Genomic DNA, 18,250 nt, shown 5'->3' with positions numbered 1-18,250 from the left:
AATTATGTATCTTATAGATTGATAACTAAACTTTTTTCAATCATGGGAACAATAAAAACACTCAACAAGTGGGCAAATGCGCATACCTATTTACCACTTGATTTACTTCGTGTCGCTCTTGGTGTCTTTTTATTTATTAAAGGCATTAGTTTTATGTCTGACAGCTCGATGCTGATGGAGCTATTTAAACCAATACAAAATTTAGCAGGGGGCATGGTTGTTATTCATTATGTAGCACCTGTTCATTTTATTGGTGGTATTTTAATTGCTTTTGGCCTATTGACCAGATGGGTCGTTATTGCCCAACTCCCTATTTTAATTGGTGCCATTGCGATAAATTTTGCTGGAGAAATGAATTCTAATAATTTAATCTTAGCTATTATAACCCTATTGGTTTGTGCTTTTTTCTTACTATATGGCTCTGGAAAGAACTCCTTGGATTATTATTTTAAAATGCAGAAATAAACAAAGTTCTGAAAATTAAATCTAAATATTAGTTTAAGCGCAATCGAAAACTTTTTAAGATCTCGATTGCGCTCGATATAACAATTTTTACTTTTGAGTATTTTTTAGATAGCTCTTTTTTAAAATTTTATTTTTCCGACTTCAAGTTCATCTTCTTCTTTATCCAATCTTAATATTTTCACTTTTTTAGTTTCACTTTTGCTTCCATAATTAGTGAACATTGTAACTTTTAATGTCGTTGGTCCTGAAATTTTTTGAACTTCATCTGCATAATAATCTATTAACACATTATAATCTCCTTGAAACGCTTTCTTGATCATAAACTCCTCAGGCCCATACCCATCCATCATATCTTCTGACAGCCTCCCCCCATCTTTAGAGTTTTTATTACTATAAAGAATTTTTTCTGCATTCGGATTTTCCACCCAAAGATCTAAATCTGTATCGTTATGATTCCAATCTACAACCACCCTTACATCAATTTTTAAATTTTTAATCAATCGTTTTTGATCATAATTTAATTTTAATTTTTTACTATACTTAGTTACTATATGACAAGCTTCTACATAAGCTATTTGCTCAATTCCGTGAAAACGTTCATCTTCATCTTTTTCAAGTAAATCACCATAAATAATCTTATATAATAAATCAAAAGCTTTCTGATACTCTCCTATATTTTCATAAGCCAAAGCTAAATCTCTATAGGATTGAGGTTCTTCTGGTCTTAATTCCAAAATTTCTTTATATACATGAACTGCTAAATGATTCATTCCAAAACTTTCTAACTTATAACCTAAAGCCTTCATAAGTTCATGATTATCTATATCGATCTCAACAAGGTTGGTAATTATTTGAATTGCTAATTCATTCTCATTAATAGATTCAAAAAACTCGGCTACATCAATAAAAAAAGTTGGTGTGTTTTTATACTTTTTTCTTAATTCTATATATTTATTGAAAGCTTCATTTTTACTATATGTTTTTGATATTTCTTCTAAATATGAAGCCTTAGGAGTCCATGGTTTAAATTGTATTTCTTCGTCTATTTTCTTGTTTAATTCTTCAATTTTATCAGAATTCGTTTCTAAGCCTTCTTTGGTAGATATTATAATAACTCCATTGTTTGCTCTAGCACCATAAATTGAGCTTCCCGAACCATTCTTTAATACTCTAATATTGTCTATATCTTTAGTGGAAATCTCTAGAAGGGCTTCTTTGGTGTAGGGTACACCATCTACTATATATAAAGGGCTCATATCTCCTGTAACTGAGCTCAAACCACGGATTTTAATAGATGTACCTCCTCCTGACATTCCAGAATTTTGTTGTATTTCAACACCAGAAATTTTTCCTTGAAGCGCATTTGTAAATGAATTATCCAAACTAGCTTCAACACTTTTTGATGATACTACACTCACTGATCCTGTTATTGATTTTTTTCGTTGAGTCCCATAGCCAATTACAACAATTTCATCTAACGTAGAGCTATCTTCTTCCAATGATATGTTAATAATACTTTCATTGTTCAATTCAATCTCTTTCGTAATATAACCTATATATGAATAAACCAAAACATCACCCATGTCAGCATTTATAGCATATTCTCCATCAAAATCTGCAGTTGTTCCTCTTGATTTATTCTTTATGTATATATTAGCCCCTACTAACGGGCTTCCATTATTATCTTTAATGACACCATATACAAAATGCTTAGTTGAATCAATTTCCTTATTTCTACTAGAAGTAACACTATTGAGATTTTGAGAAGTTAACGGCATTTGATTGGATAGAGAATTATTTATATTGTTTTCTGGATTGTTAAGTGTATCACTTATTCTGTTCAATAAGACTCTATCATTATCTTTTTTCACAACCTTTTTTAGTTTTTTTAGTTTTGAAAAATCTGTATGGTACCATTTCATTAAATCAGCATAATCTTCTTTAAGCTCTTCTCTTCTATCATTTAAATCTTCTAATCGTTCAATGTCATTTGTTTTAGAAAGTTCTAAACGTCTTTTATATTCTTCTTTTAACTCTTTTGGTGGTTCAATTCTATACCTAACATAATCTTCAATTCTATCAAGGATAATCATAGATGTATAGTTGGTTAATAAATGGTACTTTTTGGCTAATTTTATTATTTCTGTCTTAAGCTTTTTGCCTCTTAAATATTCTAATTTTTGTTTTGCCCATAACCTTTTTACAATTGGATTACTACTTGTTTTATTCAAATCAATTTTAAACCTATCTGTTATTTTATTATTATAACCAAACAATAATTCAATTTCAGTGGCTTCTTTAAATCTACCTGACAATGAAAAATCTTGCGCTACATTTGTGTTTTTAATTGGATATACATCGAAAACATGATCATTCTTAGTGATTCCAAGAAATTGATATGTCTCGTTTATCAATAAGCTGAATGCTAAATCAACTGATTTTATTGAAAGATTCACATAATTACCTGCCGACTGTGTTGCTATTTTTTGAAGTTTATTATGATTCGCTGAGGTAACGGCATTTATAGTGTAAACAGGAACTTTTACTTTATTTAAACTTCCTAAATTGTCCATGCCATCTGTGAATAATAAATATTCATCAGCTCTATATTTATTTAAATCAACAAAAGAAGTACCTCCGTCGTAAACAATACTTTTAATTTCATTATTAAGTAACTCCCAATTACCGTTCACTATTTCGAAATTCTTCGATTTATTAACTTTATTATTAAAAGACACAAACTCTATTTTAACATCATTTAAATATTTAATATATAGATTTAAAAGCTCTAACTCTTTCTTCAGATTTCTATACTCCATAGAATAAGATGCATCCCATAAAATAGTAATCGATTTTGGTTTTTCCTTCTGTATTTGCTTAGTTTCAAACACTTTATATAGATTAAAGTAATCATTATAAGTTGTTATACTTTTTGAGTTCTCTAATTGTAATTCAATATTAATTGGAGTATTTGGGGTGTAATTTTCAGCTTTAAAAGAAGCTGTTTTAATGTTCTGTTTTCCTTCTGAAAATTTAAAATCCATATAGTTTTTTGCATCAACAATTTCTATATGCTTTTTATCATAAGCCTTTATATTTATTGAAAATTTTGATAAATTATTTTTAAAATTTAGAGGTAAATAATAAACATGTAATTTATTATTTGCAAAAAGTACTTGCTCATAGGTTATTTGAATTTCCTTAAATCCATTAGCTGGAATAGGATAAACTCGTGCTTTGTAATTATTACCCTTAGTCATTTCTAATAACCCTGGATCTATAGTTTGCCTTACAGTACTTTCATAAGCAATACGTCCTAATTCTTTTTCTACTATCACTGCATGTCTTAATTCGCCATTAACATCCATAGCAAAATCAATAACCGATTGCCCTTGCCCCAATGGAAAAGATAATTCACCTTCTAAAACTTGGTCTGTTGCATTATAAAACTTCATATTGTAGGTTGTAGTCGCAACATTCCCAGTAATATTTGTTTTAATATGCAGTTCTAAGAGCTTAAGTGATGTAGAATCTTTAAGTATAACTTTTGGAATTTCCTGTGCTTGCAATTGTATAGAAACGCCTAGTAAAAAAATAACTTTCAATAATGCTTTCATGATGGTTGATTTTAAAGTTCTGCATAAAACTACCCCCTAACACCTTCGTATAAAACCAACATTGAGTGAAGTGCCCTTTTGAATGAGTAAGGCACAAAAAAAGGTAAACTTTTGTCTACCCTTTTTAAAATATTATATTTTGAATCCTAGAGATCACTTGTTACATCTATGTAAAGTATTTTGTAAACCAGTGGATTCCTGCTTTCGCAGGAATGACAAATATCGAATCTATTTAATTTCCAAGCTATAAGGAAATAATAATTGAATGCCTTTTTTCTCAGACATCGATTTTATTTCTTTTAAAACCCTATAATTTTCCTCTCCCAGTTCTTCTTTTAGAATCGTTTCTTTAGCTTTTACCAAACCTAGATCATTTAGCATTTCATCAAGATTTTTTTCATAAACAGGAAACTCTTCAATATTATAATCTTCAACATCGGCAACTTCAGAGGCTCTTTGCAGTGCTAAATCCAGTCCGCCCAGTTCATCTACCAGCCCATTGTTTAAGGCATCTACACCAGTCCAAACACGCCCCTGGGCAATGGCTTTTACATCATCTTGATTCATCCTGCGCCCCTCGGCAACACGACCTGTAAACAGTTCATAAATATCAACAATTCCTTCTTTAATAAAAGCACGTTGCTCATCATTTAAAGGCTCAAAAAAGCTATATGTCACTGCATTTTTATTAGTAACCACCTGTTCGGCGTTAATACCGATTTTATCTGCTAATTGTTTTCCATTTGGTAACATGCCATACACACCAATACTGCCTGTGATTGTTGTTGATTCTGCAATAATTTTATCGGCATTACATGCTATGTAATACCCCCCGGATGCCGCAACATCCCCCATAGATACTATAACGGGCTTTACTTTTTTGGTCAACTCTATTTCTCTCCAAATTAATTCACTTGCTAAAGCACTTCCTCCAGGAGAGTTTATTCGTAAGACAATGGCTTTTATTTTATCGTCTTCTCTAGCTTCTTTTAATGAAGCGTTCATAATGCCATGTCCTACATTTTTTTCATCACCTTCACCATAAATAATATCACCTTCAGCATAAATGACCGCTATTTTGTTTTTACTTCTATAGGATGTTGATTTATTAGCTGCGTAAACTGAATAATCTGCAATAGCGATGGATTCCAAATCTTCGTTGGTATCAATGCCAACAGCATGTTTCATAGCATTAACATACTCATCATGATACGCGATTCGGTCTATAAGTTGAGATGTTTTAGCTAATTTGGCAGTTCTGCCTAACAAACTGTCTGCAATGATGTTTAAGCGCTCTGAAGTAATACCTCTGCTTTTTGAAATATCCTGTTTTATCTCATTCCAAAGGCCATTTAAATAAACAAAAACCTGTTCCCTGTTTTCATCACTCATTTCATTAGCTAAATAAGGTTCTACCGCACTTTTGTATTTTCCAAATCGCACCACTTCCATCTTGAAACCCGATTTCTCCTGAAAATCTTTATAGTACAAACGTTCTGAGTATAATCCCTTAAACTCCATCATACCAACAGGGTTCATATAAATTGTATCGGCAACAGAACTTAAGTAATAATCTTTTTGCGTATAAATATCTGCATATGCTACTATAAATTTTCCAGACTCCTTAAACTTCAACAAAGCATTTCTCAAAGCTTTTATTTGTGATATCCCTGCAATAATAAAATTGTTATCTATTGAAATACCCTTAATTTTATTATCATTTGCAGCATAATGTATGGCATCTATAATATTAAATAAGCCGTTTTTTTCATCTTCGTTTAAAAACGGGTATTCTACGAATTCGGTCTTATCGGCATAATCTCTTATAGGGAAATCTAATGTTAATTCTAAAACAGAGTTTGATCTTACCTGGATTACTTCGTCGGATGAAGACCCAAACAATAGCCCAATTAATAATAACCCAAAAAAGCAGATAACAAAAAATACAATGATACCTGTTACTGTTGATAAGACACGTCTAATAAAATTCATAATCTCTATTTTCTATTTGTGTTTAAAGGGTAACAAAGTTAAGACTTAAGCTAATAAATCTAATAGCTCTAGTGTTTTTTTGCGTTGAATTTTTCCCGAAGGTGTTTCTACAAACCGTTCAACTGCATAAATTTCTTTCGGTTTTTCAAATTTATCTAAATCTAAAAAGATAGATTGATCCAATGTGTTGGAGTCGTTTTCCAAAATTAAAATGAGTTGTTCTCCCAAAGTTTTATGAGCTTTTGAGGCTATAAAAAAGCGGTTATTTATTTTGTTGTGAAGTTTAGCTTCTATCTTTTCAGGAAACAATTTAAGTCCACCAGAGTTTATAACATTATCGTAGCGCCCTAACCACTCGAATTCATTTTTAGAAAGGCACCTAACAAGATCGTTCGTTACTATTCTTGTTTTCGAAAGCCTTGGAGCATCTATTACCAAACAACCTCTTTCATCTTGTGAAACAAAGACATTTGGGAGTGTTTGAAAGTTAGGTACCTCTATAGACTGAACGCTATTCCCTTTTTTATTAAAATTATTTATTTGCTTAATAGCTATATGGGTCACGGTTTCTGTCATACCATAAGTTTCATAAACTCGCGAATTAAGGTTTTGAATCTTATTTTTTAATACATTCGAAACCGATGCCCCCCCTACAATAATGGTTTTAATACAATCACATCTATCCAATGAGTTTTGAAGTTGCAATGGAACCATAGCACAAAAATCATAATGAATCTTAGAGTTAAAATCTGGTTGCGAAGTGGGGGCTACTAAATCTAGTTCCAGTCCAAGAATCATGGCTCTTACAAGCATCATTTTACCAGCTATAAAGTTTGAAGGCAAACAATGTAAAGCCTTATTACCAGGTTTTAAATTAAAAAAATCGCCTGTAGCTATAGCAGAGTTTACCATGGCCTGCTTGTTAATGGAAATTGGTTTCGGTTTTCCGGTAGATCCAGAGGTATTAACAACTATAAAATCGTTATGGTCTAGCCAATCAAGTAGAAACTCACCAATATGGCTCTCATACACCTCTCCTTCCTTAACAAAACTATAAGCCACTTCCATAAGATCTTCGTAAGTGTACGGAAGCCCATTGAGCTTAAATTTATTATGAATTTTATTGTATTTAGGTGTCACTTCCTATCTCCTCCATGATTTTATAGTCTTCTTTTGATGGCTCTACGACATTTCCAAAAAGTTTGTCTTTCCAATTGGTCCACTTATACTTTTTAGAAAGAATGAAAAGCAATATAGGAAACACAACAAATACCGGGACAAATATTTCCATGAGCCCCATGGTTTCTGGGTCGGACATGTCCTTGAAAACAGAATGGGTCTGAAAGGCAGTCCAATCTGCTGTTACAAGTAACGCAGTAAATAAGTTATTGGCAGCATGAAACCCTAGCGCTAATTCCATGCCTTCATCCATGAGGGTTATTATCCCCAGCATCAACCCTGTACCTATATAGTAAATCATAATCACATAGCCCAACTTCTCTACTTCGGGGTTGGCTATATGTAGTAAACCAAAAACTAGAGAGGTAATAATTAATGGTGCCCATTTATTCTTTAAAATAATCCCAATACCTTGCATTAAGTACCCTCTGAATAAATACTCTTCAAAGCTGGTTTGTAATGGCACTAATAAAATAGCGATAACACAAAGGATTAAAAATGGTTGTAATTTAAAGTTTAATACATAATCCTCTGGTGTGAAATAATAATCTATTAAAACAAAACTACTAGAAACGATGCCCCAAAGAAAGAAAATAAACCAAAAGCGTTTCCAATCTATCTTTTTTCGAGTGGTCGTTAAATGCTTTAAAGATTGTTTATGCAAATATTTAACCGCTAATAACAAGGCTAATAAACCACCAACAAATGGTAACAATACAAACACTAAATTCAAATTAGGCTCAAATAATGACATGATATAATTGGTATCATTCATCCGAGATTGGTCTACATTTCCATTTAGAGCTTCTATTCCCAGAGCTATTATGTGAGGGGCAGAAAAAACAAAAACTCCAGCAATTGCCAATACAACACCTATTATATACCGCCACCATTCATGCAATCCTTTAAAAGCTTGAGCTATATACATCTAATTATAAGTTTAAATTCCAGTTAATACTATTATTATATTGCAATGTACCATTTTTAACTTTTAATGGTGAATCAAAATTATTGGTAAACAAACCACCAGTCCCAAGCCCTTGAGGCATATTACTTTGCTTGTTATAAGTGTATTGAGCAATCGCATTAAGCCCTATGTTACTTTCTAAAGCACTGGTAATCCACCATCCGATTTGATACTGTTCTGCAATATTAATCCATTCATTACTCCCTTTAAAACCGCCAACTAAACTTGGTTTTAAGATGATATATTGCGGATTTATAGTTTGTAGCAACTCCTGCTTTTTTGTTACAGAAAAAACACCTATAAGTTCTTCATCTAAAGCGATTGGTAATGGTGTCTTTTCACATAATTGAGCCATAGCTTCAATTTGCCCTTGTTTTATAGGTTGTTCAATTGAATGTAAATCGTAATCTGATAATATTTTTAATTTTTCGAAAGCTTCTGAAAGCGAAAATGCACCATTTGCATCGACTCGTAATTCAATATCTTTTGGAGTAAATTCTTCCCTAACGGATTTTATAAGGTTTATTTCTGTTTGGAAATCGATAGCTCCAATTTTCATCTTAATACACGAGAAGCCCGCATCTATTTTATCTTTTATCTGCTGTTTCATAAATGCTTCCGTTCCCATCCAGATTAAACCGTTAATTGGAATAGCATCTTTGCTTTGAGTAAATTTTGATGGAAATAATTCAAATTTATTCTGACTTTCTAAAGATTTAAAAGCCATTTCTAAACCAAATTGAATACTTGGGAACTCCACTAATTCAGACAATAAGTCAACTAAATCATTATTGATATTTTCACAAAGCCATTGTAGTTTTTTTTCATAATCAGGTCTATCATCAGCAGAAAGGCCTTTAAACAAACCACATTCTCCTATACCTTGTTTCTCTTCGGAATTTAAAATAAGAAACCATGTTTCTTTAGTTTTTAAAATACCTCGTGATGTACCACTAGCCTGTTTAAAATTTAGAATGTATTTTTTATACGATGCAACTATCATCTACAATTCGATAAAGTCACCAATTTCAAGAAGCATCAAATCTTTTTCTTTTTCAAAAAACTTTCGTTTTGCTGCCTCATGGTCTATTTCAATATAACCGAACGTATCGAAATGACACCCCAATACTTTATCGCAGGCAACGAAATCGCTTGCTAAAATAGCATCATCTATACCCATAGTAAAATTGTCGCCAATAGGCAAAATAGCTAAATCTAATTTTGTTTGAAGTGGAATAAGCTTCATATCAAAAGTGAGCGCAGTATCCCCTGCTATATAAATATTTTTATGCTCCCCTTCTATAACAAAACCTCCAGGTTGTCCACCATAGCTTCCATCGGGAAAAGATGATGTATGAATGGCATTAACATACTTAACCGTACCAAAATCAAAATCCCACTTTCCTCCATGATTCATTGGGTGGCAATCGATTCCTAATTTTTCAAAATGCGTCGCAATCTCAAAGTTAGAAACTACTACGGCACCTGTTCGTTTGGCTATAACTTCAACATCTAAAATGTGATCTTGATGGGCGTGTGTTACTAAAATATAGTCCGCTTTTAATGCATCTATATTAATGTGTGACGCCTTAGGGTTTCCAGAAATGAATGGGTCTACAAGTATATCAACATCATTTACTTGTATGCCTAAACTAGCGTGACCGTAAAATGTGATTTTCATTATTTTATGATATTAAATTTGGCTATAGTAAAATACAAAAAAACTACAACAAATGTCCTACTCCCATAAGTACAGCTAATAAAACTGTTGTTAGTGCTAATTTTTTAAGTTCTGGATCTAATAATTTTAGATCTTTATTTTTACTTACCTTTTTAAGATGAATTATTAAAGGAATATAAGCCACAGCAAAAATCAGATTGTATGGTGATGTATAATACAATATTCCAAATAAGGCAGATAATACAATTGCTGTTCCTATTAATGTATAATGATATATCTTAACATTTTTAACACCTATCTTAACCGCCAAAGTTATTTTGTTTGATTTTTCATCAGAAACAATATCCCGCATGTTATTAAGATTAAGAACACCTGCACTTAATAGCCCTATGGTACAAGCTGGAAGAAAAACTACATGATCTACTGTTTTTGCATACAATACATAGCAGCCAATAACACTTACTAAACCAAAAAAAATAAACACAAAAATATCTCCCAACCCTCTATACCCATAGGCATTGTTACCAACGGTATATCTTATAGCTCCAACTACTGATGCAATACCGAGTATAAAAAACAAAAGTGTAAGCAAAAAATGCTTGACTCCAAATGCACTAAAAATGAGTAAAAAGGCTAAACCTATAGAAATTAAAACGTTTATTTTAATAGCGTTAAACATCTCTTCTGGCGATATTTTTCCAGATTGTATAGCGCGTTCTGGTCCAATCCTATCATTATTATCGGTGCCTTTAATACCATCTCCATAATCATTAGCCAAATTAGATAATATTTGAAAGCTAAGCGTGGTAAAAATAGCCAGAATACCGATTCGCCATTCAAAATACCCATTATATTCTGCTAAACATGATGCTAAAATAATCCCCGATATTGATAAAGGCAACGTCCTTAAACGCATTGTAGAAACCCAAAGAGAGACTCTATTCATTATGGAATCCATTTTTTAGTAAAATTAGGCTTACGCTTTTCAAGAAAGGCGTTTCTACCTTCAACGGCTTCATCTGTCATATAAGCTAAACGGGTCGCTTCGCCTGCGAATACTTGTTGTCCTACCATACCATCGTCTGTTAAATTCATAGCAAATTTAAGCATCTTTATCGATGTTGGTGATTTTGCTAATATTTCTTGCGCCCATTCGTAAGCAGTAGCTTCTAACTTATCATGAGGCACTACGGCATTTACCATGCCCATTTCGTAAGCTTCTTGTGCAGAATAATTTCTTCCTAAGAAAAATATTTCACGCGCTTTTTTCTGTCCAACCATTTTCGCTAAATAAGCAGACCCATAACCGCCGTCAAAACTAGTGACATCTGCATCTGTTTGCTTAAAAATGGCATGTTCCTTACTTGCTAATGTTAAATCACAAACAACATGTAGACTATGTCCGCCACCAACCGCCCAACCAGGAACAACAGCAATGACCGCTTTAGGCATAAACCTAATTAAACGCTGAACTTCTAAAATATTTAAACGATGGTACCCATCTTCCCCAACATAACCTTGATGTCCCCTGGCTTTTTGGTCACCACCACTACAAAAGGAGTATACACCATCTTTAGTGGATGGTCCTTCTGCAGATAAAAGTACAACACCTATATTTACATCTTCATTGGCATCATAAAAAGCATCATATAATTCACTCGTAGTTTTTGGTCTGAAAGCATTACGTACATCTGGTCTGTTAAAAGCTATACGAGCAACGCCATGACTTTTTTTATAAGTAATGTCTTCATATTCCTTTACAGTAACCCAATTCTCTTGGCTCATTTTTATTGTTTTGGTCAAAAATAAATTTTATTTCATTAAATCGCTTACTTCAGATTGAAAAATAATTTTGAGTACCTGTTTTAATTTTTAATTCTAAGCTTCATAACCAAAAATTATTATAATTCTTTTAAAAGTCATTTAAATATTAGAACACAATAATGACTATTAATCAATTTTTCAAAATAAAAAAATCAATAGTAGTATGTGTTTTCGTACTAATTAGATAGGCTATAAATTTCACTCAATTATTTCATTGGCAAATTAAAGATGTACTTGGTAAAAATGTTCTTAAAAAATTGAGAAAAGCGTAAATATCATTTATGAATTTTACCATAATGCTAAAAATAAAAAATACGTGTTTTAAACGCATTGCCTGTAGTACTTTATTTATTACTTTTGTGAAATATTATTTTTTATCGGTAAAATTCGTTTTTTAACGATAAAAATTGTAATTTGCCGAATATTAATACCCAAAACCTATGATACTTACAATTGCTATATCCCTCACAGCGTTAGTAGCTATCAATTTTTTACTGCTAAAATTTAGTACTAATAAAATTGATAGAACTGCAAAAACAAATAAAAAGCCTGTAGTACTTACACCTCAGATTACCATTGAACGGGAACCAACGAGGCTTGCTCCAACAGGGAGTTAGTCTTACTAAAATGTTTATTTCCAAACCAATATCCCCTATTAGCACTTAAAGGTGAAGGATGCCCTGAGGTTAATACTTTATGCTTACTGGTATTAATTAATCTTGTTTTTTGCTTGGCATAACCGCCCCATAGTAAAAATACTATATGTTCTTTCTGTTCACTTATAATTTTTATGACAGCATCTGTAAAGGTTTCCCAGCCTCTTTTTTGATGACTCCCAGCTTGATGCGCTCTAACTGTTAGTGTGGCATTTAATAGCAACACGCCCTGATCAGCCCAACGCATAAGATTACCACTTTTGGGGTACGGAATCCCTAAATCTGTTTCTATCTCCTTAAAAATATTAATCAATGACGGGGGGTGGCTAATACCATCATTAACAGAAAAACACAGTCCGTTTGCTTGTCCATATCCATGGTATGGATCTTGCCCAATAACAACAACTTTTACATGATTAAAATGACAATGATTAAAGGCATTAAAAATTTGTTTTCCTGGAGGGAAACACGTTTGGGATTTATATTCTGATCTAACAAAACCTATCAACTCTTTGAAATAAGATTTACTAAACTCCCCTTCTAAATATGGTTTCCAACTTTCGTGAATATCAACACTCATACTAATTAGATAATATTTTTACTAATAATTCTTTTAATAGATCACCTTGAGGAACCGCATGAGCTCCAACACCTTTACTTTTTACATCAAACTCCCTTAAGGTAGCAACAACAGCACTTACTTTTCGCATTGGATAATGCCTTGCTGCCGCAATATATTCGTTTACAAAATATGGATTTACTTTTAAGGCAGAGGCTACATTTCTAGGAGATTTGTCGCTTAAGCCATGAAAATGAAGTAACTGTGAAAAGAAATTAAATAACAAAGATACTGTTACGACCATAGGATTATCCTTAGGATTTTCTGCAAAATAATTGATAATTTGATAAGCTTTAATAGTATTCTTTTCTCCAATAGCTTTTCGTAATTCAAAATTATTATAGTCTTTACTAAAACCTATATTTTCTTCAATATGTTCTGGTGAAATTTGAGTTCCTTCGGGTAAAATAATTTGAAGCTTTTCCAACTCATTATTTATTTTACTTAAATCTGTTCCTAAAAATTCGACAAGCATTTGTGCTGCTTTAGGAGAAATAGTATACTTTTTAGGAGATAATACACGCCGAATCCAATCGGCCACTTGGTTTTCGTATAATTTTTTGCTTTCGTAAATTATCCCCGTTTTTTTAAGCGTTTTATATAACGATTTGCGCTTGTCTATTTTCTTATATTTATAATTAACGACTAAAACTGTGGTAGGTTGCGGATTCTCTGCATAGGATACCAGCTTTTCAATAGTTCGTGATAAATCCTGAGCTTCCTTAACAATAAGCACTTGATGTTCGGCCATCATCGGATAGCGTTTGGCGTGACTAACAATGTCTTCAACTGTTATGTCCCGACCATATAAAACCATTTGATTAAAACCGCGCTCTTCTTCTGCCAAAATAGTATTTTCAATAAAATCGGAAATCTTATCTATATAATAAGGTTCCTCTCCCATTAAAAAGTAAATAGGCTTTAATTTTTTATTTTTTATATCGGTAACTAATTGTTTGACTTCGTCCAAACTATCCTAAAATTTTTCAAATGACAAACTCTAAATCCAAATAAGAACATTTACTTTATTGGGATTTGATGTTTGAATATTGTGATTTCTGGTTTTGTAGCTTAACTTTGAAAAAAATCTGAGTGCATTCATGCAAGAGCTTAATTTTCCAAAATTTTCGTTTCGATTCAAAAATAGCGAAAATAAAATTTCTATTTTCGATAGTATTCGTAAAAAATTTGTGGTTTTACAACCCGAAGAATGGGTACGCCAGCACTGTATCCAATATCTAATAAATAATAAAGGCTACCCTAAATCTTTAATTAATGTAGAGAAAGAATTGATTGTTAACTCTTTAAGAAAACGGTATGATATCGTAATATTCAATTCTAATGGAAGTATTCACTTAATAGTGGAATGTAAGGCTCCAAAAATTATTATAAACCAGAGTACATTCGATCAAATAGCACGTTATAATTTAGAATTAAATGCTACCTATTTAATGGTTACTAATGGATTAAATCATTATTATTGCCAAATGGATTTTAAAAATGAACGCTATAATTTTTTAAAAGAAATTCCTGATTATTGTGAATAGTTCCAGTGGTCAGTAAATGAAAAATAAACTTTTTAAACCGTATTCTTGAAACTAGCTATTGTTATATTAAATTGGAATGGCAAAAAGCTATTAGAGCAATTTTTACCATCAGTCATAGAACATTCTAAAGAAGCTTCTATATATATAGCAGACAATGCTTCTACTGATGATTCTATTTCTTTTGTAAAGGATACCTATCCATTCATTAAAATAATTCAGAATAAGGAGAACGGTGGTTATGCTAAAGGTTACAATGATGCTTTAGAAAATATTGAAGCTGATATTTTTTGTCTATTAAACAGCGATGTAGAAGTTACTAAAAGCTGGATAACTCCTATCATAAAGATCTTTAATACTGAAGCAAATACAGCCATAATTCAGCCCAAACTGTTAGATTATAATAAGAAAGATCATTTTGAATATGCTGGAGCTGCTGGTGGTTTTATAGATAAATATGGTTACCCCTATTGCAGAGGCCGTATTTTTAATACTGTTGAAAAAGATTCAGGCCAGTATGATGACGATGCTGAAATATTTTGGGCTTCGGGTGCTTGTTTTTTTATTAGAAGCACTGTTTTTAAACAGTTAAATGGATTAGATGAATTCCTATTTGCACATATGGAAGAAATAGACCTCTGCTGGCGTGCTAAAAATTTGGGATATGATGTAAAATACACTGGCCAATCTAAGATTTATCATGTGGGGGGCGCAACACTTAGTAATACAAATCCTAAAAAGACTTATCTGAATTTTAGAAACAGTTTGTTTATCTTAATTAAAAACGCCAAAGGATTATTACTGCCTCTAATATTTGTTAGATTAATTTTAGATGGCATTGCTGGAATAAAGTTTTTTATTGAGCTTAGGCCAAAGCATACTGTAGCAATAATAAAAGCACATTTTGGATTTTATCGCAATTTAGGAAGACTATTGAAACAACGAAAATATACAGGAAATAAAATAAAATATCATCAAAAAACATCCATAGTATTTGATTATTTCGTAAATAACAAGACTAATTACAAAAGTTTATAATATACTTAGCAAAAGTTTTGTTAACATACTTAAAATTTAACGTTTTTTATATACTTTTGTTTAATAAATTTAAAGGAAAATTAATCCCATAAAACTCATTATGAAAAAACTTTTATTACTAAGTTTATCTACAACGCTTCTACTAAGTTCTTGTGTTTCTAAAAAACAATTTACAGACTTGGAAGCCAAACAAAAAGAAACTCAAGATTTACTTAATTCTGCAACAGTAAAATTAAATTCGTGTATCGCAGACAAAGCATCTGCAACGGCAAGAGTTGCTGCTTTAGAAGAACGCATAGAAGATTTACGTAAAAGTAATGACAATTTACAAGTTCTTTCTGCAAAGGGAGCTAGTAACATCGAGAAGACTTTAGAAAGTATTAAAGAGAAAGATTTAAAAATTACACGCTTACAAGATGCACTTACTAAAAAAGACAGTGTTACTTTAGCATTAGTGACAAGCTTTAAACGTGAAGTTGGAATCAATGATCCAGATATTGAAGTAAATGTAGAAAAAGGTGTTGTATTTATTTCTATTGCTGATAAATTATTATTTAAAAGCGGTAGTTATAATGTAACAAGCAAAGCTAAAGAAGTGCTTGCTAAAGTAGCTAAAGTAGTAAATAGTAAACCTGATTTCGAATGTATGGTAGAAGGCCATACAGATAGCGTACCTTACAAAAAAGCGCCATTAATTGATAACTGGGATTTAAGTGTTAAACGTTCTACATCTATCATCAGAGTACTTGAAACTTTAGATGTAAACCCTGGTCGTTTAATCGCCGCTGGTCGTAGTTCTTATGTACCATTGGTAGATAATGATACAGCTGAAAACAGATCAAAAAATAGACGTACACGTATCGTGGTTCTTCCTAAAATCGATCAGTTTTATGACATGATTGAAAAAGAAATGAAAAACCTTGAAGCTGGAGGAAATTAATCAGTTTTAAAAATAATATATAATGAGAAAGCCCAACTTAAAAGTTGGGCTTTCTTTTTGCTGTTATATTATCCAAAATGTCTCAACAATGAAAATATAGTAAACTTTTTTGATCCTTAGTTAGCATATAGACATAAACTTACAAAAAGCCTGTTTAATAAAAAATCAAAAAATTTCCAAACTCCCCTTCCCCTCTCTTAAAACAACAGGTTCTTCTTCTGATAGATCAATAATAGTAGAAGCTTCATTACCTCCATAGCCCCCGTCAATCACCAAGTCCACTAAATCTCCCCACTTTTCTAAAATAAGCTCTGGGTCTGTAGTATATTCAATCACTTCATCTTCATCTCTTATCGAAGTAGATATAATAGGGTTTCCCAATTGTTTTACAATCTCTAGAGAAATATTATTATCTGGTACACGAATACCAACCGTCTTTCTTTTTTTAAACGGATTAGGCAACGATTTAGATCCTGGAAGAATGAATGTATAAGGACCAGGCAGGGCTCTTTTTAAAATCTTGAAAACCGATGTATCAATTTGCTTTACATAATCACTCAGGTTACTTAAGTCGTGACATACAAATGAAAAATTAGATTTCTCAAGCTTGACACCTTTAATCCTAGCAATACGCTCTAAAGCTTTAATATTGGTAATATCGCACCCCAAACCATAAACAGTATCTGTTGGATAAATAATAATCCCACCACGTTTTAAGATAGTTACTACTTTCTCAATCTCTTTAGGATTAGGGTTTTCTTCATATATTCTAAAAAAATCAGCCATAATAACTATCTTGCATTTCCGTTTACAAAGTAAATATTATTTTCGTTATGGAAAATCTAAAATACTACTTCTTAAGCTTAATTTTTATAATAACATGTTTCAATTGTTCCAATGAAACAGTAGAAGATAAGGAAACTAATGATTTAGACCCAACTAATTACTACGAAGCACTAAACATTTCATATGGAGATGATGTTAATCAAAAATTCGATTTATATTTACCAGCAAATCGAAATTCAGACACCAAAACAATTATTTTAGTACATGGAGGTGGTTGGACTTCTGGGGATAAAAGTGACATGAATCCTATTAAGGATTTATTACGACAAGATTTTCCAAACCTAGCTATTGCAAATATTAATTACAGATTAGCAGATGACAACAACAAGGCATACCCTATGCAAGTTCAAGATATCACTGCTTTCTTTAACTACTTAAAAAGTAATAAAATAAAATATAGCATATCCGAAAATATTGGTTTTATTGGAATTAGTGCTGGTGGTCACCTATCTCTATTATGGAGTTATGCTTTTGATAACGGAAATAATACAGATATGGTTTGCAGCATAGTTGGCCCTACAAATTTCACCGATCCAGCTTATTTAAATAATACAAGTGTAGAACTCCAAGAAGCACTAGACCTATTTGGCGTAGATCCAACAATATCTTTTTTAGAAGAGGCCAGTCCATACCACCAGGTCACTGACTCCGCACCTCCTACCATCCTATTTTATGGAGGTAAAGATCCTTTGATTCCTACAACACAAGGCACCGATTTACGAGATAAACTTGAAAACCTGGGCGTCGTCAATCAACTGACACTATACCCAGATGCTGGTCATGGATGGGTAGGGTTAGAATTATTGGACACCTGGGCAAAACTTAAAGTTTTCATAAATACGCATTTATAACAGAAAAGATGTAACAATTCATTCTTATCTT

Annotated in this window: 16 protein-coding genes; 5 read left to right on the top strand and 11 right to left on the bottom strand. The window is 32.0% G+C overall.

Features of this window, described 5'->3' with window-relative positions:
- Window positions 1-42: 42 nt before the first annotated feature.
- Window positions 43-465, top strand: a complete 423-nt coding sequence (locus tag HHX25_RS11525; protein WP_169673336.1) for a DoxX family protein — start codon at window positions 43-45, stop codon at window positions 463-465.
- Window positions 466-584: 119 nt separating this feature from the next.
- On the opposite strand, the gene HHX25_RS11520 is transcribed toward HHX25_RS11525, so the two are convergent.
- From HHX25_RS11520 to holA, 10 genes are all read right to left on the bottom strand, one after another.
- A complete protein-coding gene (locus tag HHX25_RS11520; RefSeq protein WP_169673333.1) occupies window positions 585-4,082 on the bottom strand; it encodes a VIT domain-containing protein in 3,498 nt (1,165 codons plus the stop codon).
- Window positions 4,083-4,310: 228 nt separating this feature from the next.
- Window positions 4,311-6,074 carry a signal peptide peptidase SppA gene (sppA, locus tag HHX25_RS11515; RefSeq protein WP_169673330.1) on the bottom strand — a complete coding sequence of 588 codons (1,764 nt, stop codon included), beginning with the start codon at window positions 6,072-6,074 and terminating at the stop codon, window positions 4,311-4,313.
- A gap of 45 nt (window positions 6,075-6,119) precedes the next feature.
- Window positions 6,120-7,214, bottom strand: a complete 1,095-nt coding sequence (locus HHX25_RS11510; RefSeq protein ID WP_169673328.1) for an AMP-binding protein — start codon at window positions 7,212-7,214, stop codon at window positions 6,120-6,122.
- Window positions 7,204-8,181 (bottom strand): CPBP family intramembrane glutamic endopeptidase, encoded by a 978-nt coding sequence (locus tag HHX25_RS11505; protein ID WP_169673325.1) that lies wholly within the window; start codon window positions 8,179-8,181, stop codon window positions 7,204-7,206. Before HHX25_RS11505 ends, HHX25_RS11510 begins: the two co-directional genes overlap by 11 nt.
- A gap of 4 nt (window positions 8,182-8,185) precedes the next feature.
- Entirely contained in the window at window positions 8,186-9,223 is a 1,038-nt protein-coding gene (locus tag HHX25_RS11500) for an o-succinylbenzoate synthase (RefSeq protein ID WP_169673322.1), read from the bottom strand.
- Window positions 9,224-9,901: a metal-dependent hydrolase gene (locus HHX25_RS11495; protein WP_169673319.1), complete on the bottom strand. Its 678-nt coding sequence runs from the start codon at window positions 9,899-9,901 to the stop codon at window positions 9,224-9,226.
- 43 nt (window positions 9,902-9,944) lie between these two features.
- Window positions 9,945-10,847, bottom strand: coding sequence for a 1,4-dihydroxy-2-naphthoate octaprenyltransferase (menA, locus tag HHX25_RS11490; protein ID WP_169673316.1), 903 nt, complete (start codon window positions 10,845-10,847; stop codon window positions 9,945-9,947).
- Complete coding sequence (locus HHX25_RS11485) at window positions 10,847-11,686, bottom strand: 1,4-dihydroxy-2-naphthoyl-CoA synthase (RefSeq protein WP_169673313.1); 840 nt, start codon at window positions 11,684-11,686, stop codon at window positions 10,847-10,849. The genes menA and HHX25_RS11485 overlap by 1 nt, the downstream gene beginning before the upstream one ends.
- Window positions 11,687-12,295: 609 nt before the next feature.
- On the bottom strand, window positions 12,296-12,961 hold the full coding sequence (gene ung, locus HHX25_RS11480; protein ID WP_169673310.1) for a uracil-DNA glycosylase: 666 nt from the start codon (window positions 12,959-12,961) through the stop codon (window positions 12,296-12,298).
- A 1-nt stretch (window position 12,962) separates the two neighbouring features.
- On the bottom strand, window positions 12,963-13,970 hold the full coding sequence (gene holA / locus HHX25_RS11475) for a DNA polymerase III subunit delta (RefSeq protein WP_169673307.1): 1,008 nt from the start codon (window positions 13,968-13,970) through the stop codon (window positions 12,963-12,965).
- A 130-nt stretch (window positions 13,971-14,100) separates the two neighbouring features.
- On the opposite strand from holA, the gene HHX25_RS11470 reads away from it, so the two are divergent.
- From HHX25_RS11470 to HHX25_RS11460, 3 genes are all read left to right on the top strand, one after another.
- Window positions 14,101-14,547 (top strand): type I restriction enzyme HsdR N-terminal domain-containing protein, encoded by a 447-nt coding sequence (locus tag HHX25_RS11470; RefSeq protein ID WP_169673304.1) that lies wholly within the window; start codon window positions 14,101-14,103, stop codon window positions 14,545-14,547.
- 45 nt (window positions 14,548-14,592) lie between these two features.
- A complete protein-coding gene (locus HHX25_RS11465) occupies window positions 14,593-15,582 on the top strand; it encodes a glycosyltransferase family 2 protein (RefSeq protein ID WP_169673301.1) in 990 nt (329 codons plus the stop codon).
- A 100-nt stretch (window positions 15,583-15,682) separates the two neighbouring features.
- Window positions 15,683-16,522, top strand: a complete 840-nt coding sequence (locus tag HHX25_RS11460; protein ID WP_169673298.1) for an OmpA/MotB family protein — start codon at window positions 15,683-15,685, stop codon at window positions 16,520-16,522.
- Between the two features lie 165 nt (window positions 16,523-16,687).
- Here the strand turns inward: HHX25_RS11460 and HHX25_RS11455 are convergent, their stop codons facing one another.
- A complete protein-coding gene (locus tag HHX25_RS11455; protein ID WP_169673295.1) occupies window positions 16,688-17,308 on the bottom strand; it encodes an L-threonylcarbamoyladenylate synthase in 621 nt (206 codons plus the stop codon).
- Between the two features lie 47 nt (window positions 17,309-17,355).
- Here HHX25_RS11455 and HHX25_RS11450 point away from each other — a divergent pair, with 47 nt between their 5' ends.
- Window positions 17,356-18,219, top strand: a complete 864-nt coding sequence (locus HHX25_RS11450) for an alpha/beta hydrolase (protein ID WP_169673292.1) — start codon at window positions 17,356-17,358, stop codon at window positions 18,217-18,219.
- Window positions 18,220-18,250: the final 31 nt, after the last annotated feature.

This window comes from Flavivirga algicola (assembly GCF_012910715.1).
GTDB lineage: Bacteria > Bacteroidota > Bacteroidia > Flavobacteriales > Flavobacteriaceae > Flavivirga > Flavivirga algicola.
This window is presented reverse-complemented; position numbering and strand designations above follow the sequence as displayed.

Bases quoted from the DNA above. Each gene is read 5' to 3' on its own strand.
- HHX25_RS11450 (WP_169673292.1), top strand. From the start codon at position 17,356: ATGGAAAATCTAAAATACTACTTCTTAAGCTTAATTTTTATAATAACA.
- HHX25_RS11460 (WP_169673298.1), top strand. From the start codon at position 15,683: ATGAAAAAACTTTTATTACTAAGTTTATCTACAACGCTTCTACTAAGT.
- menA (WP_169673316.1), bottom strand. From the start codon at position 10,847: ATGAATAGAGTCTCTCTTTGGGTTTCTACAATGCGTTTAAGGACGTTG.
- HHX25_RS11485 (WP_169673313.1), bottom strand. From the start codon at position 11,686: ATGAGCCAAGAGAATTGGGTTACTGTAAAGGAATATGAAGACATTACT.
- HHX25_RS11495 (WP_169673319.1), bottom strand. From the start codon at position 9,901: ATGAAAATCACATTTTACGGTCACGCTAGTTTAGGCATACAAGTAAAT.
- HHX25_RS11470 (WP_169673304.1), top strand. From the start codon at position 14,101: ATGCAAGAGCTTAATTTTCCAAAATTTTCGTTTCGATTCAAAAATAGC.
- ung (WP_169673310.1), bottom strand. From the start codon at position 12,961: ATGAGTGTTGATATTCACGAAAGTTGGAAACCATATTTAGAAGGGGAG.
- sppA (WP_169673330.1), bottom strand. From the start codon at position 6,074: ATGAATTTTATTAGACGTGTCTTATCAACAGTAACAGGTATCATTGTA.
- HHX25_RS11500 (WP_169673322.1), bottom strand. From the start codon at position 9,223: ATGATAGTTGCATCGTATAAAAAATACATTCTAAATTTTAAACAGGCT.
- HHX25_RS11505 (WP_169673325.1), bottom strand. From the start codon at position 8,181: ATGTATATAGCTCAAGCTTTTAAAGGATTGCATGAATGGTGGCGGTAT.
- HHX25_RS11525 (WP_169673336.1), top strand. From the start codon at position 43: ATGGGAACAATAAAAACACTCAACAAGTGGGCAAATGCGCATACCTAT.
- HHX25_RS11520 (WP_169673333.1), bottom strand. From the start codon at position 4,082: ATGAAAGCATTATTGAAAGTTATTTTTTTACTAGGCGTTTCTATACAA.
- HHX25_RS11455 (WP_169673295.1), bottom strand. From the start codon at position 17,308: ATGGCTGATTTTTTTAGAATATATGAAGAAAACCCTAATCCTAAAGAG.